The organism is Pusillimonas minor, from assembly GCF_014237865.1.
In the GTDB taxonomy this organism is placed as follows: domain Bacteria; phylum Pseudomonadota; class Gammaproteobacteria; order Burkholderiales; family Burkholderiaceae_B; genus Neopusillimonas; species Neopusillimonas minor.
Map to the genome: position 1 here is coordinate 68,963 of NZ_JACJUU010000011.1, position 19,103 is coordinate 88,065.

A 19,103-nucleotide genomic window follows, 5' to 3' on the forward strand; every position below is an offset into this window, starting at 1 on the left:
GGCTGCCGTGAATCTGTCACGCCAATTCATTTTGCGCCCTGTTGCCACGACGCTGGCGATGGTGGCCCTGCTTATCGCCGGCATTCTGGCGTATCGCATGTTGCCGGTGTCGGCCTTGCCCGAGGTTGATTACCCCACCATTCAGGTGTCGACCTTGTATCCGGGCGCGAGCCCCGATGTGATGACAGCGTTGGTCACGTCGCCGCTCGAACGGCAGTTCGGGCAGATGTCCGGGCTCACGCAAATGTCTTCCACCAGTTCAGGTGGCTCGTCTCAAATTACGTTGCAGTTTGGCCTTGATGTGCCGCTGGATGTCGCCGAGCAAGAGGTGCAGGCGGCCATAAATGCGGCGTCAAATCTGCTGCCCAACGACCTGCCTGCGCCGCCGGTGTACAACAAGGTGAATCCAGCCGATACGGCGGTAATCAGTCTGGCCATTACGTCGCCTACATTGCCCTTGTATCAGGTGCGCGACCTGATCGATTTGCGTGTTGCCCAGAAGCTGTCGCAAATTTCCGGGGTGGGGCTGGTCAGTATTGCCGGCGGGCAGCGGCCGGCGGTGCGGGTTCAGGTCGACCCGCAGGCCTTGTCGTCCCGAAATCTGACGCTGTCATCGGTGCGTAGCGCCATTTTGTCGGCCAACGTCAATCAGCCCAAGGGCAACCTCGACGGCCCCGAGCGTTCGACAACCATTAATGCAAACGATCAGCTGCGATCTCCCGATGACTACGAGGCCCTTATTCTGGCGTACGAAAACCAGGGGGCATTGCGGCTGGGGGATGTGGCGCAAGTGGTACGTGACGCCGAGAATATCCGGCAGGCGGCATGGGTGGGCACCACACCGGCTATTTTGCTGAATATCCAGCGCCAGCCAGGGGCCAATGTGATCCAGGTGGTAGACCGGGTCAAGGCGCTATTGCCCGAATTGCGTCAGGGGTTGCCGGCCGGCGTTGATGTCGCGGTGGCTTCAGACCGTACCCAGACCATTCGCGAGGCAGTACGCCACGTGCAGACCGAGATGGTGCTGGCGATTACGCTGGTGGTGCTGGTGACATTTGTTTTTTTACGTACCTGGACGGCTACTTTTATACCCAGTGTGGTGGTGCCGCTGTCGTTGGTGGGTACGTTTGCCATCATGTATCTGGCCGGGTTCAGTATTAATAACCTAACCCTCATGGCCCTGACCATTGCCACCGGGTTTGTGGTCGATGATGCCATTGTCATGATCGAAAACATCGCCCGTCACCTTGAAGAAGGCCTGTCGCCGCTTCAGGCTGCCCTGAAGGGCGCCGCGCAAATCGGGTTTACGCTGGTGTCGCTGACGCTGTCATTGGTGGCGGTCCTGATTCCGTTGCTTTTCATGAGTGATGTCATCGGTCGGCTGTTCAGCGAGTTCGCCATTACATTGGCCGTGGCGATTTTGCTGTCGCTGGTTATTTCGTTAACACTGACGCCCATGATGTGCGCGCGCTTGTTGCGCGCAGAGTCTGAAGATCAGTTGGGGCCCTTGCAGCAGCGTCTGGGGCGGTGGATCGACGGCCTGATACGAAGTTACGACCGGGGGCTGGTGTGGGTGTTGTCGCATCAGCGCACCACCTTATGGGTGGCGCTGGGTACTTTGCTGCTGACAGCCTTGCTGTATGTATGGGTGCCCAAGGGGTTTTTCCCGCAACAAGATACGGGCCTGATACAAGCCATCAGCCAGGGCGAGCAGTCGATCTCGTTTGGCGGTATGGCGCGGCTTCAGCAAGACGCCGCCCGCATTATTGCCGAAGACCCCGACGTGGAACAGGTGACATCGTTTATAGGCGTAGATGGCACCAACGTGACGCTAAATACCGGGCGCATGCAAATCGCCCTGCGTCCTCTGAGTGAACGCAGTGACAACGCTCAAACCATCATTCAGCGTTTACAAGAGCAATTGAAACCGGTGTCGGGGCTGGCGGTTTTCATGCAGCCGGTTCAAGACCTGACCATCGATGACCGGGTCAGCCGTACTCAGTATCAGCTGTCGTTGTCAGATCCGGAGCCGTCGGTGCTTTACGAATGGGTGCCAAAGTTTGTCGACGCCTTGTCTGCGCAACCCGAGCTGGCAGACGTTACCGACGACCTGCAAACTCGCGGCCTGCAAACCACCTTAACCGTTGACCGCGATGCGGCCGCACGCGTTGGTGTGACGTTGTCGGCCATTAGCGAAGCCTTGTACGACGCTTTCGGCCAGCGTCAGATTTCGACTATTTTTACGCAGTCTGCCCAGTACCGGGTCGTGCTCGAAGTGGCACCCCAATATCGTCAAGACCCTTCAGCGCTTGATCATATCTATGTGCAGACCATGTCCGGGGGTACGGTGCCGCTGACCGGGCTGGTCAAGGTCAGTCAGGCAGATAGTTTGCTGTCGGTAGGCCGCCTCGACCAGTTCCCGGCGGTGACGGTGTCGTTCAACTTGCCCGAAGGCGTGGCGCTGTCGGATGCCGTTGCCGCGATCGAGCGCACTTATCAGGACATGGGTGTGCCTGCTTCTACCGAGCTGCGCTTTCAGGGCGCTGCGCGTGCTTTCGAGGCGTCGCTAAGCAGCACGCTATGGCTGATGCTGGCCGCCGTGGTCGCCATGTATATCGTGCTGGGTATTTTGTACGAAAGCTATATCCATCCCGTGACCATTTTGTCGACATTGCCGTCGGCAACGGTGGGGGCGCTGCTGGCGCTGTTGTTAACGGGAAGGGCGCTCGACATGATCGGTGTGATCGGCATTATTTTGTTGATCGGCATTGTCAAAAAGAACGCCATCATGATGATCGACTTTGCGCTCGAGGCCGAGCGCGGGCGCGGCTTGTCGCCTGTCGAGGCTATCCGCGAAGCGGCCCTGTTGCGCTTTCGCCCGATTCTTATGACCACACTGGCTGCGCTATTTAGTGCAATTCCCCTGATGCTGGCAACGGGGGCCGGTTCCGAGCTACGGCAGCCATTGGGTTTGGTCATGGTGGGTGGCCTGATTTGCAGCCAGTTGCTGACGCTCTTCACGACGCCGGTTATTTACCTGATGTTTGACCGGTTGGCGCGGCGTTGGCGCGGCGCGGCGCGCAACGAGGCGGCCGGGGGCGCTGCATGAGGTGGCTTGCGGCCTTTATTGTCCGCCCGGTGGGCACAACGCTGGTGTGCCTGGCGATGGTGCTGGCGGGGGCCTTGGCCTTGCGGGTGCTGCCGGTGGCACCGTTGCCTCAGGTCGACTACCCCATGATTTCGGTCACCGCCCGCATGGCGGGCGCCAGCCCCGAGACCATGGCGTCGAGTGTGGCCATGCCGCTTGAGCAGGCGTTAGGTTCGATTGCCGGCGTGACCGAAATGAGCTCGCGCAGCACCGAGGGCTCGACCCGGATTTCTCTGGTTTTCGACCTTGATCGCGATATCAACAGCGCGGCGCGAGACGTGCAGGCCGCCATAAATGCGGCGCGCGGGTCATTGCCATCGGGCCTGCGCGATAACCCGACCTATAACAAGGTTAACCCGGCATCTTCACCTATTATGGTGTTGGCGCTGACGTCAGATACCTACACCCAGGGGCAACTTTACGATCTGGCGTCGACTGTGCTGGCACAGAAACTGGCGCAGGTGCCTGGCGTGGGCGAGGTCAGTGTAGGCGGAAGTTCGTTGCCTGCCGTCAAAATCAGCCTGAACCCGCAGGCGTTGGTGGCGGCGGGTGTAGCCCTTGACGAAGTGCGTAATGCCCTGGCCAACGCCAATGTCGTGCGCCCGAATGGGGTAATTGAAAACGACGATTACCATTGGCAGATCGGGACAGGCCCGCAAATGGATCGCGCCGAACAATACCGGCCGTTGATTGTGGCCTGGCGCGACGGCGCGCCGATACGACTGCAAGACGTGGCCTTGGTTGAAGACGGTGTGGAAGAAATCTTTAACGTAGGGTTTTATAACGATCGCAAGGCGGTGCTGTTGATTATTCGCCGGCAGCCCGACGCCAATATTATTGAAACCGTCGACGCAATTCATAACCTGATGCCGGCTTTCCAGAGCATGGTGCCCGCGCAGGTAAACGTAACGGTGGCGCAGGATCGCACCCCCAGCATTCGTGCGTCGCTGGCTGAAGCGCGCCTGACGCTGTTCATTGCCATTGTGCTGGTGGTGTGGGTGGTATTGCTGTTTTTGCGCAATGTGCGGGCGGCGTTGGTCCCCAGCATTGTGGTGCCCGCGTCTTTGGTGACAACATTTACCCTGATGTGGGCGTTTGGCTTTACGTTGAACACGATGTCGTTGATGGCGCTGATTGTGGCAACCGGTTTCGTTGTCGATGACGCCATTGTGGTGCTCGAAAATATCATGCGGTATATCGAGCGGGGCTACAGCCCGGTGCGCGCTGCGATACGGGGCGTGCAAGAGGTCGGGTTCACGGTGGTCGCGATGAGTCTGTCTTTGGTGGCGGTGTTCATCCCTATTTTGCTGATGTCCGGCGTGGTGGGGCGCCTGTTTCGCGAGTTTGCCATTACCCTGTCGGCGGCCATTCTGGTCTCGTTGCTGTTGTCGCTGATTCTTACCCCCATGATGTGCGCGCGCCTGCTCAAGCCGACGGCGCGCGGGTCAACGCCGGCCGATAGACCAGGCGGGCGGCTCTTGAATTGTGTCGGCGCCGTGTCCGCTCGTTGGTATCGGCGCTCGCTCGACTGGGCGCTGGCGCATAGCCGTTTAATGTTGCTGGTGCTGGTCGCGACCATTGGCCTGAACGTCTACCTGTATACCGTAGTGCCCAAAGGTTTTTTTCCGCAGCAAGATACCGGGCAGCTATTGGGGTTTTTCAGAACCGACCAAGGGACTTCCTTTCAGTCCTTGCTCCCCAAGCTCGAAAAATTCCGCAACGAACTTTTAAAAGACCCCGCGGTTGACAGCGTGACGGGGTTCGCCGGCGGGCGCGGCGGCAGCAATTCAAGCTTTCTGCTTATTCAGCTCAAGCCCGTCGACCAGCGCGACGTTAGTGCAAACGATGTGGTCAACCGCCTTCGGGGGCGCTTCATGCGAGAGCCCGGCGCGCGGCTTTTTCTGGTGCCGCAACAAGATATCCGCGTCGGCGGGCGTCAGGGGTTGTCGTCTTACGAGTACTCGTTAATGGGCAGTGACCTAGACCTGCTGAAGACCTGGTTGCCGCAGGTGCAGCGGGCGTTGGCCGGTTTGCCCGAACTGGTCGACGTTGACAGCGATATTGAAGACAAGGGCCGTCGGGTCGAGCTGGTCATTGACCGCGATGCGGCCACCCGTCTGGGCGTTGATATGGCGTTGATTGCCAGCACGTTAAACAACTCGTTCAGCCAGCGCCAGGTGTCGGTGATATACGAGCCCCTTAACCAGTACCGTGTGGTTATGGCAGTTGACCCCAAATACGCAGAAGACGCCGAGTCGTTGAAACGGGTTCAGGTGGTGACCGACGACGGGCGTCGTATCCCGCTGTCGGCCTTTACAACCTTCAAGATCGGCACGGCGCCGCTTAGTGTGCGCCATTCGGGCTTGTTTGCCGAAGAGTCGGTGTCGTTCAGTCTGGCGCCGGGCGTATCGCTTGACCAGGCCACGCAAGCCATCGAGGCCGCAGTGGCGCGCACGGGCTTGCCTACACAAGAGATCCAGGCCTCGTTTCAGGGGAATGCCCAGGCCCTGCAAGAGTCGCTTGCCCAGCAACCCTGGTTGATTCTGGCGGCGTTGGTCACGATGTACATCGTGTTGGGTATGCTGTATGAAAGCTATATTCATCCGTTGACGATTCTTTCAACCTTGCCTTCTGCAGGTATCGGGGCGCTGCTGGCGCTGATGCTGGTCGGGATGGAGTTTTCGTTGATCGCCTTGATTGGCGTGTTTCTTTTAATCGGGATCGTCAAGAAGAACGCCATCATGATGGTCGACTTTGCCCTGCAGGCCGAACGCGAGCAGGGCATGTCGCCGCGAGAAGCCATTTATCAGGCTTGCCTGATTCGGTTTCGGCCCATCATGATGACAACCCTGTCGGCCCTGTTTGGCGCTGTGCCCCTGGTGTTTGCGACGGGAGCGGGTGTAGAACTGCGTCAGCCCCTGGGTATCACCATTGTCGGCGGCCTGATCCTGAGTCAGATTCTGACGTTGTACACAACGCCGGTAGTTTATTTGTACCTTGACCGACTGCGCTGGTGGTCTCTGAATCGCCGCGCGCTGCGGCAAAAACGCAAAGGTAGTGCCGTATGACAACAGCCGAACGCTGTCTTCGAAAATTTGGATGGGTGCTGGCGACCCTGATGCTGGCCGGATGTGCGGTTGGGCCCGATTATCAGCGGCCCGTGGTCGATGTGGGGGCTCAGTATCGCGCGGTGGCGGGTTGGACACCGGCCCGCCCGGCCGATGACGCCTTACCCGCCGACTGGTGGCGGTTGTTCAACGACCCCGCGCTTGACCAGTTGATGCAAGATGTTCTGGTGTCCAATCAGACGATTGCCCAGGTCGAGGCCCAGTACCGCCAGGCCCAGGCCTTGTTGCGCGCGAGCGGCGCGTTGTTTTTCCCGGTGCTGGGTGTTGACGCCGGGGTGACCCGGTCCCGTTCCGGGCAGGCCGACGCCACGCGACAGTACAACCTGGGCGGCAGTGTGACCTGGGAGGCCGATCTTTGGGGGCGTATTCGTCGTACGGTTGAAGCGGACCGTGCCCAGGTGCAGGCCTCGTCGGCAGAGCTGGCCGCCACGCGATTGAGCGTGCAATCGACGCTGGCCCAGACGTATTTCAGGATTCGCGCCTACGACGCCGAGCGCCGCTTGCTGGACCAGACCATTGCCGCTTATGAACGGTCTTTGCAAATGACGCGCAACCGTTTCGATGCGGGTGTCGCGTCCCAGCTCGATGTGTCGTCTGCGCAGGTGCAACTCGAGAACGCCTTGACCCAACGCCTGGCGCTTGATCGCCAACGTGCCCAGCTGGAGCATGCGTTGGCGGTGCTGGTGGGCAAAGCGCCGTCTGCGTTTCAGCTTGACGAGGCGCGCGTATGGGTCGATGTGCCCGAGGTGCCCGCGGGCTTGCCGTCACAGTTGCTTCAGCGCCGTCCCGATGTGGCCGCGGCCGAGCGCCGGGTGGCTGCCGCCAATGCCGAAATCGGCGTGGCGCAATCGGCCTGGTTTCCAGACTTGACGCTGTCGGCGCAAGGCGGGTTCAGAAGCGGGCAGTGGGCCCAATGGCTGACAGCGCCCTTCAGTTTCTGGTCGGTGGGCCCGGCGCTGGCCATGACGCTGTTCGACGGCGGCGCACGCAGTGCTCGGGTCGATCAGGCACGTGCCCAGTACGACGCGGACGTGGCTGCATATCGTCAAACCGTATTGACCGCCTTGCAGGAGGTTGAGGATTATCTGGTGGCCATTTCGGGATTAGGGCGCGAGCAGCTGTCGCAAGGCCGTGCGTTAGCCGCCGCGCGAGAGTCTTTGCGCCTTACACGAAACCAGTATGAGGCGGGCCTGATCGATTACCTGAGCGTGGTGCAGGTGGAAACCTCGGCGCTTAGCGCCGAGCGTGAGGCAATTTCTTTGGGTGCTGATCGCCTGATTGCCAGTGTGCAACTGATGGCTGCATTGGGAGGGGGCTGGCAGGTCGATACACCTCAAGACACGGCGATCGAAGTGATCACCCCCGAGGCGGCGGTGCGGTAAAAGGGCAGCGTACAGGTCCGAGCCTCAAATCGGGGGCGAAAGCTTTATTGGCCTGGTGTTAAGTGGTCAGCAAACCCTGAATGGCCGCAATGCCGTGGGCCCCGTGCTGTTGAGCCGTGAGCAGTGTTTCCGGCGATTGCCCCCCAATCGCATAAACGGGTACGCCGGCTGTTTGCGCCATGGTTTCGAATGCGTCCCAGCCCAACGCGGGCTGCCCGGGGTGCGAGGTGGTGGGTAACACATGGCCCAGCACGGCAAAGTCGGCGCCAATCGGTTGCGCACGGGCAAGCTCTTCTGTGCTGTGCGCCGACACGCCAACCCATTTTTCGGCAGGTAATGTCCGGGTAAATGTTTTTGCGTCGGCGCTGCGCACCTGCACGCCGTCGGCGTCGGCCCACCAGTCGGCGGGGTGCGCGCTGTTAACCAGACAGGGCACGTTGTAGCTGCGGCATACTCCCAACACGGCGCGGAACGCGGCCTCCAGCGATGAGGCCAGGTCGGATTTTGCTGCCCACTCGGGTTCACGAAACTGCACCATACCCACGCCTGTCTTCATGCTGCGCTCAAGCCTTTCCAGAAAGCCGTCGAGGTTCTCGGGGTTGCCGATGGACGTTAGCAGATACTGTTGCGGCAATCGCAGCCAGCGCAAGGGTGGTTCGGTGGCTGGCAATAGCGGTCCCACATCGATATGGCCTTGCGGGTCGACCCAAGCCAGTTGCTGGCCTTCGATGCCTTGGGGCGAGCCCTCCCAGCCAGTGACTTTGCAAAAGGCCAGTCGAACAATATTTTTAGGGTATTCGTGGATGTAGGTGACCCAGGGTGTGGCCTGCGTGACTTCAATATCCAGTTCTTCTTTCAGTTCGCGTGCGAGCGCCTGTAGCACCGTCTCGCCTGGTTCGATCTTGCCGCCAGGCAGCTCCCACCACCCCGACCAAGGCTTGCCTTCGGGGCGTTGGCCCAGCAATAAAGCGCCATCGGGCTTCAGGATTAGCCCCGCGGCGACATCGACAAACGGCTTAGACATGTCGCGCCGCCCAGTCTTGCGCAAATTGGCGTGCCACGCGACCCGAGCGTGATCCGCGGCCCAGCGCCCATTGCAGCGCTTCGGTGCGTGAGGCTTCGATGTCGGCTTGCGGGCACCCAAGTTCTTTAAGCCAGTAGTACACAATGTCCAGGTAGTCGTCCTGGCGGAAGGGCCGGAATGACACCCAGATGCCGAATCGCTCAGACAAAGAGATCTTTTCCTCGACGGTTTCGCCGGGGTGAACTTCGCCGTCGGGCTGATGCTTGGCCGTCAGGTTTTCGCTCATGTACTCGGGCATCAGGTGACGACGATTGGACGTGGCGTAAATGAGGACGTTGTCTCCGGACGCGCTGATAGAACCGTCGAGTACCGATTTGAGTGCTTTGTAGCCACCCTCACCTTCTTCAAACGACAAGTCGTCGCAGAAGATAATGAATTTTTCGGGTCGTGCGCTGACCAGATCGACGATGTCGCCCAGGTCGCCTAAATGCGCCTTGTCGACCTCAATCAGCCGCAGGCCCTGTTCGCTATAGGCGGCCAGCATGGCTTTAACCAGCGAGCTTTTGCCGGTGCCACGTGCCCCTGTCATGAGTACGTTGTTGGCGGGCTTGCCTTGCAGGAAATGCCGGGTGTTGCGCTCGATGATGGCTTTTTGTTCTTCGATGTGCTGTAGGTCTTCGGGCTGGATGTGCGAGACATGTTTGATGGCTTCGAGCCAGCCTTGTGCGCCCTGGCGCCGCCAGCGGTAGGCGCGGGCGTCCCAGTTGATGGCGGGCGGGGCGGGGGGCAGCCAGGCTTCAAGCTGGGCCAGTACCCGCTCAGCCCGGGTGATCAGCGTGGTCAAATCTACAGCACTCACAGTTTTTCTCCGGAAATCGTTGGCGAACCATCGCGCATTATCGCCAATTTTTTGCAGGCCCATGCGGCCCGGTCTGCGCAGAACGTATAATCGGGGCTGGCCTTTGCCCTCCAAGATTCTGCTGAACACGAGTCCACCTTGAATATCGCTGAACTGTTTACGCCCATTGCCAACGACATGAAATCGGTCGACGCGGTCATCCGCGAGCGGCTTAATTCCGAGGTGGTGCTTATCCGCACAGTGGGCGATTACATCATCCAGGCCGGCGGCAAGCGCATGCGCCCGGCCATGTTGCTCATGGTTGCCCGCGCCCTGGGGTACAACGGTACCTTGCATCATTTGCTCGCTGCTGTGGTCGAGTTCATCCACACGTCTACGTTGTTGCACGACGACGTCGTTGACGAGTCAGACATGCGGCGCGGCCGCAGCACGGCCAATGCCGTGTTTGGCAATGCCGCCAGTGTGCTGGTGGGCGACTACCTCTATTCGCGCTCCTTCGAAATGATGGTCGAGGCCGACTCGATGCGCGTGATGCAGGTGTTTTCGCAAGCGACCACCATCATCGCCGAGGGCGAGGTATTGCAGCTGCTCAACGTGCATGACCCCGATGTCTCATTCGACCGCTATCTGCAGGTGGTGCAGTACAAAACGGCCAAACTCTTCGAAGCGTCTACCCAGGTCGGTGCTATTGTGGCTGGGGCAAGCGCAGCCCAAGAAGCGTCGGCCGCGGCGTATGGGCGGCACATTGGCACAGCGTTTCAGCTTATTGACGATGTGCTTGACTACGAAGGCGATGCCCAGGCACTGGGTAAAAATGTGGGTGACGACTTGCGCGAGGGTAAACCAACCTTGCCCCTGATCCGTGCCATGGAGGTCGGCACGGCGGCGCAGCGCGAATTGATCCGCGAAGCTATTCGGACCGGAGACGCCGATTTCGAGGCTGTAGCGCGCGCCATTCACGAGACCGACGCCCTTGAGTACACGCGTCAGGTAGCCATTGCCGAAGCCGACAAGGCACGAGCGCAGTTGCTGGCGTTCCCGGCCTCCGAGGCTACCGAATCTTTGCTACAATTTTGCGGTTTCGCGGTAAATCGCGACCGTTAAGCGGTAACGCGGTGTCCAAGTCGGGGCGTAGCTCAGCCTGGTAGAGTACTACGTTCGGGACGTAGGAGTCGGAGGTTCGAATCCTCTCGCCCCGACCATTATTGGTACGCCGCAAAAGCCTGCATCTGAAGCGCACGACAAAATCGTGCGCTTTTGTTTTGTGCTTTACGCACCCGGCCATCTTTCTTGTGTGGCCAGATCAACGCCATGAGCTCGCCGCTACAATCAAAGAAACACATTAATAATCCGGCGGAGACAACCATGGAAATGCGGCAAATCCGGTATTTTCAGTGCGTGGCCCAAGAGCTTAGCTTTACTAAAGCGGCGCTGCGGCTGCATATTGCCCAGCCGCCGCTTAGTCGTCAGATCCGCCAGCTTGAAGAGGAACTGGGGGTTCAGTTGTTCGAGCGTCTGGGGCGCTCTATTCGTCTGACTGACGCGGGCAAGTTTTTCTTTGATAAAACCATGCAGTTGTCGGCGCGCCTTAACGATGTGGTGACGGCCACCCGTCGTATTGCCGAGTCGGGCAAGAAGTGGTTTGGCATCGGGTTTGTGCCGTCGATTATGTATGGCTTCGGGCCGACCTTGTTTCGCAAAATGCGCGCCTTGGGGCTGCAGGCCGAGATTGGCTTAAGCGAAATGACGACGGTTGAGCAGTTGAAAGCCCTGCGGGCGGGCCAGATTGATATCGGCTTTGGCCGCATCACCCTGGATGACCCGCATATTGCCGGCCTGACATTGCTTCAAGAGCCTTTGGTGCTGGCCGTGCCTGCGCAGCACCCCCTGGCCGCGCGTCATCAGGTGTTGCTGGGCGATATCGTCGCGTTGTCTTACGTGCTTTACCCTGCCAAGCCCAGGCCTAGTTACGCCGACCATGTCATTGGTTTGTTCGAGCAACGCGGTCACCGTTTGTCGGTTGTGTTCGAGGCCAACGAAATGCAAACGGCAATTGGTCTGGTGGCCGCCGGGCTGGGCGTTACGCTGGTGCCCAGTGCGGTTACCCGCATGCAACGCGATGATGTCGTGTTTATCCCTTTGAACGAGCCCGACTTTACGTCGCCGATTGTGATGAGCTGGCTGAAAGACAGTGGCTCGCCATTCTTGGAAGATGTGGTCGCGCTGGCCAGGCAAACCGCAAAAGAAGCCGCCGTAACGACGCGAAAATGACAGGTTTGTCTTGGTAGTGTCATACCTTTAAGGTATGCGTTGGGCCAAAAAAGATATTGGACGTTGCGAATACCGGCACTCTAAACTGCGACACGCATTTAGAGTCAAACAGGTATTCAATGACATCAATTATCATAGATATCAATTGCTTGATTGTTGATATCCCGACTATTCGACCACACAAGATGTCGGTTGCGACCATGGGGTCGCAGTCGATGGTTATTGTGCGGGTAAAGTCTTCAGATGATGTTGAAGGTATTGGTGAGGCCACAACGATTGCGGGCCTAAACTATGGGGGCGAAAGCCCCGAAAGCATCAAGACGAACATCGAAACTTATTTCCGTCCGTTGCTTGTCGGTCAACCCGCCAACCAGATTGCGGCATTGCGTCGCCTGATTGCCAAGAACATCAAAGACAACCATTTTGCACGCTCGGCTGTTGAAACGGCGCTGTACGACGCCCGGGCCAAGCGGCTGGGCGTGTCGGTTGCCGATTTGTTTGGCGGGCGTATTCACGATGCGATTTCTGTGGCCTGGACACTGGCCAGCGGCGAGACTGCGGTTGATGTGGCTGAAGCACAGAAGATGCTCGATCTGCGACGTCACAATATTTTCAAGCTCAAGATCGGTCGTCGCGCGCCTGAAGAAGATCTGCGCTATATCGAAAGCATCCGCAAGGCCGTGGGTGACGACATCAGTCTTCGTGTTGATCTGAATCAGGGCTGGAGCGAAACGCAGGCCGTGCGCTATTTGCAGCCGCTGGCTGATCTGGGTGTGGCGCTGGTCGAACAGCCGATTCACTTCAAGAACCTGGACGGCATGGCTCGCCTGACGGCGTTGGGCAGGGTGCCGATTATGGCCGACGAGTCGTTACGGGGGCCGCAAGATGGCTTTGCGCTGGCCAGCAAGCACTGCGCCAATGTGTTCGCCATCAAAATCGAGCAGGCTGGCGGCCTGCAGCCCGCACGCGACCTGATGGCGATTGCCGAGGCCGCCGATATTTCGTTGTACGGCGGCACGATGCTGGAAGGTTCTGTATCGACAGTTGCAGCCGCCCATTTGTTTTCGACCATGCCCCACCTGGAGTGGGGGACCGAAATGTTCGGCCCGCTGTTGTTGACCGATGACATTTTGACCGAGCCATTGGACTACAGCGATTTCACGCTCAAGTTGCCGGCAGGCCCGGGGCTGGGCGTGACGCTCGATGACGACAAGCTGGCTTTCTATGCCCGCAACCATTAAAGCTTAAGAAGGTAAACCGACATGCTGTTCAAAGTAGACATGCAGGTCAACATCCCGCTGGATGCTGACCCCGCTGTGATCGAAGACATCAAGCGCGAAGAAAAAGCCTATTCGCAGGCGTTGCAGCAGGCCGGCAAGTGGCGCCATATCTGGCGTGTGGCCGGCCAATACGCCAACGTCAGTATTTTTGATGTTGAAAATGCCCAGGAACTGCACGATGTGCTGTTGGGATTGCCACTGTACAAATTTATGGAAATCAAGGTCGAGGCCTTGTGCCGCCACCCGTCGTCCATACGCGACGATGACCGATAAATTCAAGAAGTCTATCTGGAGATAATGATGAGTAAACAAGCTGTTGAAGCATTGATCAAACAAATTGAGGCCACCGAAGGGGCCGTGGCGGACGAGCGCGTTAAAGCCATTGTGAACCGTATTGTTCACGATCTGTTCAACACTATCGACGAGTTCGACGTGACCCCCAGCGAGTTCTGGACAGCACTTAATTTCCTGGGTGCCGGCGCACAAGAGTTTGGCCTGATCGCTGCCGGCCTGGGCTTCGAGCGTTTGCTGGATATCCGGATGGACGAGGCAGAAGCCGCGGCAGGCTTGTCACCCAATGCTACCCCGCGCACGATCGAAGGCCCGTTGTACGTGGCCGGAGCGCCTGAGTCTAAAGGCTTTGCCCGCATGTGCGGCGACGACGAGGTGGGTGAGCCCCTGGTCATGCATGGCCAGGTGTTCTCGGAAGACGGCGTGACACCGCTGGCCAACGCACTTGTCGAAGTATGGCACGCCAACCATTTGGGCAATTACTCTTACTTCGACCCATCGCAGCCCGCATTCAATTTGCGTCGCAGCATTCGTACCGATGAAAACGGCCGTTACTGTTTCCAAAGCGTGCTGCCCATTGGTTACAGCGTGCCGCCCAACGGGGCAACCGACAAAATCCTCAAGGCCGTTGGTCGTCACGGCAATCGCCCGGCGCACATCCATTTCTTTGTCACCGCCAATGGCCATCGCAAACTGACCACGCAAATCAATATTGAGGGTGACCCCTACCTGTGGGACGACTTTGCTTTTGCAACCCGCGAAGGCCTGGTGCCGCCGGTGGTGATGGTGAATGACCCGGCCGAAAGCGCAAAATATGGTCTGGACGGCGAATTTGCCCGTATTGAATTCAACTTTACGCTGCACAAATCGGCAGACAGCCTGTTCAGCACCGAAGTGACACGCGCGCGCGCCGTCGCCTGATTAGCGCAGGTTAGCCGTTAAAGCCGGGGTGGCTGGTATCGTGACGATGCCCGCCATCCCGGCAATTTTCATTGTCGAGCTCGATTTCGATGGTGGTGTGGGCCAGCCGGAATTGCGCCAGCGCGGCGTGTAATTGCGTTTTGATGGCCTGGTAGTCATCGATAGACAGGTCGTTGCCCACGACGACATGCGCCGTCAGTACGTGATGTTCGCCGTCGAGCGACCATAAATGCAAATGGTGCAAGGCCTGCGTTTGGGGCAGGGCAAGCAAAGCGGTTTGAATGTCGTGCAGAAGTTTATGGTCGGGCGTGGCCTGAAAAAACAGCCGCCCGGTTGCCCAAAGCATGCGTACCACATTAACCAGAATGAACAACGTGAACGCAATAGACAGCAGCGGGTCGAGTATGGGCCAGTCGACGAAATGCAGCACCACAGACACGATCAGTACGGCCACCCAACCCAGTACATCTTCCAGCAGATGCCAGTTCATGACTTTTTCGTTCAATGACTCGCCACCATGCAGCTTGTAGGCCGCATAGCCATTAACGGCAATGCCCAAAAGCGCCAAAGCGAACATGCCTTCGGTCATGGGCATAACCGGGTTTTGCAGGCGTTGTATGGCTTCGGAAAGCACCCAGATTGACGCGATAACAAGAATGATGGCGTTAAGCAGGGCACTGAACAGTGAGGCGCGCTTTAGCCCGTAGGTGAACGCGGGTGTTGCCGTGCTGCGTTTGCCCAGTCGCTGCAGCAGCCAGGCGCTGCCTAATGCCAGGCTGTCGCCCAGGTCGTGTACGGCGTCGGCCATGATGGCTGTACTTTGGGTTAACCAGCCGCCGATCAGTTCGATGATGGTGAAGCAAAAATTGAGTAAAAACGCGATACCCAGACGGTCGGGTGCGACGTCGTGGTGGTGCCCGTGTCCGTGGTGATGGGCGTGTTCGTGGCGCGTGCAATCTTCACGAGGCTGACCGGAGTGCTGATGGGTGTTGGACATTGTGTTGTGACAGAAAAAGAAGGCTACTGCGGCTTGCCTGGAATGGGCGCTGCGTGCATTGCCCATTCTAGGCAAGCTTCCCCACGTTACGCTATTACATCTGGTGCACCTTTGGGCAATGCGGCGCGGATCGGCGGCCACATTCAGCATATGAATGCACGGTATAAGCGCCATGATGCCCTTGCATCACCGTTGCGGCGTTTGCGGCAGGTAAAATTAAAAAAATAACCCTTTGCCCAATCGACCAGGAGGTAACGACCTATGAAACCCGATAATGCCGGCGGCCACAACGCCATGGCCCCTGAAGATACCCCGGAATTGCGCCAGCTGTATGCCGATTTCGAGTCGTTGCACATCATGCCGCTCTGGACGCAAACGGGTTCCCTGATGCCGCAGCATCCTGCCCCTCAGGCGGTGCCTCATGTGTGGAAATGGTCCAAGTTATACCCAGCTGCCAAGCGCTCCGGCGACCTGGTGCCGGTTGGGCGCGGCGGCGAACGTCGTGCCTTAGGGCTGGCCAACCCGGGTTTGGGTGGGCGCGCCTATGTCAGCCCTACGCTGTGGGCCGCCATTCAGTATTTGGGCCCCAAAGAAACGGCGCCCGAGCACCGTCATGCTCAAAACGCCTTCCGTTTTGTGGTCGAAGGTGAGGGCGTCTGGACAGTCGTCAGCGGCGACCCCGTGCGCATGAGCCGGGGCGATTTCCTGCTGACACCGGGCTGGAACTTTCATGGCCACCAGAACGTCACCGACAAGCCCATGGCCTGGATCGACGGTCTCGATATCCCGTTCTCGTACCAGAATGACGTCGGCTTCTTCGAGTTTGGCCCCGAAAAACTCTCAGACGAGACCACGCCCGAGTTTTCGCGTGGCGAACGGTTGTGGTGTCACCCAGGCTTGCGCCCCTTGTCGGGCTTGCAGGCCACCATCAGCTCGCCTATTGGGGCCTATCGCTGGGAGCACACCGATCGTGCCCTGGCCGAGCAGCTTCGCCTTGAAGAAGAGGGGCACCCGGGTGTGTTCGAACCTGGCCACGCCGCCGTACGTTACGTTAACCCCACCACCGGGGGCGACGTCATGCCCACCATCCGCGCCCAGTTTCACCGCTTGCGCGCAGGTGCGCAAAGCGCGCCCCGCCGCGAAGTTGGTTCTAGCGTATTTCAGGTTTTCGAGGGGCGTGGCGCGGTTGTGCTTAACGGCGAAACGCACAAGCTTGATGTCGGCGACCTGTTCGTTGTGCCGTCGTGGGTGCAGTGGTCATTGCAGGCCGAGACGCAGTTCGATTTGTTCCACTTCTCCGACGCGCCCATTATGGAGCGCCTTAACTTTGACCGCGTTCAGGTGGGCTAAATAAAGACAGCAATTGTCTGACCTCTTCGTCCGATGCCAGGGCGCCCGTTTGGGCGCTTTGGCATTTCTGGGCGTCGACGACAGTAAACGTGGCGCAGCGATTGAAGGGCAGGCCGGTCGTCAGGAACTCGGTGTTCTGGATGACGACGACCAAATGACCGGCCTGAGGGTTGCCCAGTTGGATCAGACATCTGTCGAACAGGTTCTGATGCAGGGTTGGTAGCAGTTTCTGATGGCTTGACCACGTCTGGTTTGGCGTGCACAAAAACGCATTGACCCCGCTTTGGCAAAGCGTTGCGTGCCGTTCTTGTGCGGCCTGCAGGGCTTCTGGGCCACCTAAATACACGTCAATGGGGATATGCGCGCCATTGGGTAGCAAATGAGCGATAAGGGCTGGTAGGGTGCGCAACGATGCCGGTCCGCCGCCCAAGAGGGGGGCTACGTTGACCTCGTTGATGATGGCGCCGTTTTCGTACCAAGGGCGTGTGATGTCGGTGCTCATGATGTCCACCCCTGCCGCGTTCAGCCCGAACACTTGGGCGGCGCGGATGGCCAAGGCAATGTTCTCGGGATGAATGTGGTCCGTCATCTCGAGGTCGATACCGCCCCAGGCAGTAGATTCAATATCGCGTAGCGGCGCCCATTGCCCGGCCGGCAATACATCGTTCAAAGACAAACCGTACAGTTGTAAGCAGGCCTGTGTTTGCGTGTCGTCGGGTAAAGGGGGCTTGCGTTGCCATACGGGTAGGCCCTGGCGCCTTTCGTTGGCCCTGCGTATCAAGTCTGCAATTGTGTTGACGCCATCGCCCTCGACGGCAATGGGTAAACGCTTGACGGCATAAACCATTTTGTCTTTGACGACCAGGACGCGATGGCACACGCAGGGCGCCCAGGCCTCGACCAACACCTGTGGCGAATACTGCTGTGCCGCCAAAAAAGCGCTGCGCAGGGCTTCTTCACCCTGGGGCAACACGGTAATACCCTCGCCCCGGTCGCGATCGACAGGCTTGATGACGACGCTGTTGCCTAATTGTCGGGCCAGCTCAAACGCCTGGACTTCGGTGTTTGCAACACCGTGTTGGGCGGCAGGTAGGCCTGCCTGGCTTAGCCATTGCGCCGCCCAGTATTTATGCTGGGCGGTTTCGCAACCCAAGGCCGTATCGCCCCATAACTGGCTGCTGCGAACGCGCGTCTGGCGTTCGCCCCAACCTATCTGAAAAATACCATTGCCAGTGTGCCGCCATGGCATCCCTGCAGCCTGAGCCGTGCGCAGCAAATGATATGTGGACTGGCTGAGCGGGACTGCGGATCTGGCTGGCAGGCGGATTTCAGTGTCGATTTCGTTGGAGAGTTGGTCGATGGTGCCGGGGGTGTGCACCGGGTTCGCCAGGTTCAGCACCAGGGTTGTAACGCGTGAATACAGCTGGTGCAACAGGGGCGGCGGGAAGTAGTCGATGGCCGGCACCGCCAGTGTCATGGCCCAGCCGCCTGGCTGGTCGGGCATGGGGCGGCATGCCAGTATTTTGCCCGCATCGAAGGTGGGTAAATACACCGAGCGTTGCAGCTCGGCGGCAACCTGCAAAATGCGGGCCGACAGCGCCATGACCAGCGTCTGGCCTGGCGCCCATTCGGGGCGCAGCGGCAAGGCCCCCGGCCGAAACGCCACTAAAGCGGCCAGTCGGGCATCTAGGGTTTCAAGCGACAGGGCCGGCGATAACGCCTTGAACTGCAGGGTGAGTGATTGGTCGTGTTGAGACAACCCGAAACGGTAACCGGCGCGCACGCGCGACCCCGCTTTTACTTAAGCCGCGTGTTTTCGCTGTCGAATACTTCGATGGTAATAGGAATGCCCTGGCCAACACTTTGCGTGACGGTACAGAAGGCCTCGAAAGACGACAGGACGCGATCCATATGTTGCAGTGATGCGGCAGGCACACCCAGTGTAAGCGAGGCCTGCATGTGCGTGATGCGCAAGCGCCCCTGTTCGTTGCGGCCGATTTCGGCCGTGACTTTGCACTGAATGGGCTGCGGATCTTGCTTATACTTTTTAATCGCAAAAAACAGGGAGTCGGCTAGACAGTTCCCGACAGCGGCCGCCAGAAACTGTGCCGGCGAGGGGCCTTTGCCTTCACCAATGGGGGCAGGTTCGTCGCCCAGTACAGTGGGGATGCCCTCACCAAAAGAAATTTCGAACTGGAAGTCTTTTTGCTGGCGTAAATGAACGGATGTAGCGTTTTCGGACATGGCGGCCTCGGTGAAATTAGCGTAGTTGTTAATCATACCTGCTAGTTTTCAAGCCTGAATGCAAAAAAGGCGCTCATGCGAGCGCCGCAGACTGTTGATAAACCCCCTGTTTTTTGCAGCGGGGTTTATTTTTTTGTCTGTTAGATCATCGCAGGTCGTTTTGTCGTTAAAGCCAGCAATGAGCGCAGCGCGTTGATTTGCGCGCCGA

At 58.8% G+C, this 19,103-nt stretch carries 14 protein-coding genes and 1 tRNA gene; 10 read left to right on the forward strand and 5 right to left on the reverse strand.

Annotated elements, in window-relative coordinates:
• The first annotated feature begins 7 nt into the window (after positions 1 to 7).
• From GTU67_RS12495 to GTU67_RS12505, 3 genes are read left to right on the forward strand one after another with little or no spacing between them, the layout of a single operon-like run.
• Complete coding sequence (locus GTU67_RS12495; RefSeq protein WP_185780398.1) at positions 8 to 3,109, forward strand: multidrug efflux RND transporter permease subunit; 3,102 nt, start codon at positions 8 to 10, stop codon at positions 3,107 to 3,109.
• Positions 3,106 to 6,216: an efflux RND transporter permease subunit gene (locus GTU67_RS12500; RefSeq protein ID WP_185780399.1), complete on the forward strand. Its 3,111-nt coding sequence runs from the start codon at positions 3,106 to 3,108 to the stop codon at positions 6,214 to 6,216. Before GTU67_RS12495 ends, GTU67_RS12500 begins: the two co-directional genes overlap by 4 nt.
• Positions 6,213 to 7,658, forward strand: coding sequence for an efflux transporter outer membrane subunit (locus GTU67_RS12505; protein ID WP_185780400.1), 1,446 nt, complete (start codon positions 6,213 to 6,215; stop codon positions 7,656 to 7,658). The genes GTU67_RS12500 and GTU67_RS12505 overlap by 4 nt, the downstream gene beginning before the upstream one ends.
• 58 nt (positions 7,659 to 7,716) lie before the next feature.
• On the opposite strand, the gene GTU67_RS12510 is transcribed toward GTU67_RS12505, so the two are convergent.
• Both GTU67_RS12510 and GTU67_RS12515 read right to left on the reverse strand, forming a co-directional pair.
• Complete coding sequence (locus tag GTU67_RS12510; protein ID WP_185780401.1) at positions 7,717 to 8,682, reverse strand: Nudix family hydrolase; 966 nt, start codon at positions 8,680 to 8,682, stop codon at positions 7,717 to 7,719.
• Complete coding sequence (locus GTU67_RS12515) at positions 8,675 to 9,541, reverse strand: DUF815 domain-containing protein (RefSeq protein ID WP_185780402.1); 867 nt, start codon at positions 9,539 to 9,541, stop codon at positions 8,675 to 8,677. The genes GTU67_RS12510 and GTU67_RS12515 overlap by 8 nt, the downstream gene beginning before the upstream one ends.
• A 138-nt stretch (positions 9,542 to 9,679) precedes the next feature.
• On the opposite strand from GTU67_RS12515, the gene GTU67_RS12520 reads away from it, so the two are divergent.
• The 6 genes from GTU67_RS12520 (at position 9,680) to catA (ending at position 14,304) form a co-directional block, all read left to right on the forward strand.
• Entirely contained in the window at positions 9,680 to 10,645 is a 966-nt protein-coding gene (locus tag GTU67_RS12520) for a polyprenyl synthetase family protein (protein WP_185780403.1), read from the forward strand.
• 21 nt (positions 10,646 to 10,666) lie between these two features.
• Positions 10,667 to 10,743: transfer RNA gene (locus GTU67_RS12525), tRNA-Pro, on the forward strand.
• A gap of 109 nt (positions 10,744 to 10,852) precedes the next feature.
• On the forward strand, positions 10,853 to 11,812 hold the full coding sequence (locus tag GTU67_RS12530; protein ID WP_346727024.1) for a LysR family transcriptional regulator: 960 nt from the start codon (positions 10,853 to 10,855) through the stop codon (positions 11,810 to 11,812).
• Positions 11,813 to 11,931: 119 nt separating this feature from the next.
• A complete protein-coding gene (locus tag GTU67_RS12535; RefSeq protein WP_185780404.1) occupies positions 11,932 to 13,053 on the forward strand; it encodes a muconate/chloromuconate family cycloisomerase in 1,122 nt (373 codons plus the stop codon).
• Positions 13,054 to 13,074: 21 nt separating this feature from the next.
• Entirely contained in the window at positions 13,075 to 13,365 is a 291-nt protein-coding gene (gene catC, locus GTU67_RS12540) for a muconolactone Delta-isomerase (protein WP_185780405.1), read from the forward strand.
• 27 nt (positions 13,366 to 13,392) lie between these two features.
• Positions 13,393 to 14,304: a catechol 1,2-dioxygenase gene (gene catA, locus GTU67_RS12545; protein ID WP_185780406.1), complete on the forward strand. Its 912-nt coding sequence runs from the start codon at positions 13,393 to 13,395 to the stop codon at positions 14,302 to 14,304.
• A gap of 10 nt (positions 14,305 to 14,314) precedes the next feature.
• Here catA and GTU67_RS12550 read toward each other — a convergent pair whose 3' ends face one another.
• A complete protein-coding gene (locus tag GTU67_RS12550) occupies positions 14,315 to 15,301 on the reverse strand; it encodes a cation diffusion facilitator family transporter (protein ID WP_185780407.1) in 987 nt (328 codons plus the stop codon).
• Between the two features lie 261 nt (positions 15,302 to 15,562).
• On the opposite strand from GTU67_RS12550, the gene GTU67_RS12560 reads away from it, so the two are divergent.
• Positions 15,563 to 16,651 carry a cupin domain-containing protein gene (locus GTU67_RS12560; RefSeq protein ID WP_221893367.1) on the forward strand — a complete coding sequence of 363 codons (1,089 nt, stop codon included), beginning with the start codon at positions 15,563 to 15,565 and terminating at the stop codon, positions 16,649 to 16,651.
• Here GTU67_RS12560 and GTU67_RS12565 read toward each other — a convergent pair.
• Both GTU67_RS12565 and GTU67_RS12570 read right to left on the reverse strand, forming a co-directional pair.
• Complete coding sequence (locus GTU67_RS12565) at positions 16,623 to 18,434, reverse strand: hypothetical protein (RefSeq protein ID WP_185780409.1); 1,812 nt, start codon at positions 18,432 to 18,434, stop codon at positions 16,623 to 16,625. The two genes, GTU67_RS12560 and GTU67_RS12565, sit on opposite strands and share 29 nt — an antisense overlap.
• Positions 18,435 to 18,448: 14 nt before the next feature.
• On the reverse strand, positions 18,449 to 18,931 hold the full coding sequence (locus tag GTU67_RS12570; protein ID WP_346727025.1) for an OsmC family protein: 483 nt from the start codon (positions 18,929 to 18,931) through the stop codon (positions 18,449 to 18,451).
• Positions 18,932 to 19,103 lie beyond the last annotated feature (172 nt).

Bases quoted from the DNA above. Each gene is read 5' to 3' on its own strand.
- GTU67_RS12510 (WP_185780401.1), bottom strand. From the start codon at position 8,682: ATGTCTAAGCCGTTTGTCGATGTCGCCGCGGGGCTAATCCTGAAGCCC.
- GTU67_RS12560 (WP_221893367.1), top strand. From the start codon at position 15,563: ATGAAACCCGATAATGCCGGCGGCCACAACGCCATGGCCCCTGAAGAT.
- GTU67_RS12570 (WP_346727025.1), bottom strand. From the start codon at position 18,931: ATGATTAACAACTACGCTAATTTCACCGAGGCCGCCATGTCCGAAAAC.
- GTU67_RS12550 (WP_185780407.1), bottom strand. From the start codon at position 15,301: ATGTCCAACACCCATCAGCACTCCGGTCAGCCTCGTGAAGATTGCACG.
- GTU67_RS12505 (WP_185780400.1), top strand. From the start codon at position 6,213: ATGACAACAGCCGAACGCTGTCTTCGAAAATTTGGATGGGTGCTGGCG.
- GTU67_RS12535 (WP_185780404.1), top strand. From the start codon at position 11,932: ATGACATCAATTATCATAGATATCAATTGCTTGATTGTTGATATCCCG.
- catC (WP_185780405.1), top strand. From the start codon at position 13,075: ATGCTGTTCAAAGTAGACATGCAGGTCAACATCCCGCTGGATGCTGAC.
- GTU67_RS12500 (WP_185780399.1), top strand. From the start codon at position 3,106: ATGAGGTGGCTTGCGGCCTTTATTGTCCGCCCGGTGGGCACAACGCTG.
- GTU67_RS12530 (WP_346727024.1), top strand. From the start codon at position 10,853: ATGAGCTCGCCGCTACAATCAAAGAAACACATTAATAATCCGGCGGAG.
- catA (WP_185780406.1), top strand. From the start codon at position 13,393: ATGAGTAAACAAGCTGTTGAAGCATTGATCAAACAAATTGAGGCCACC.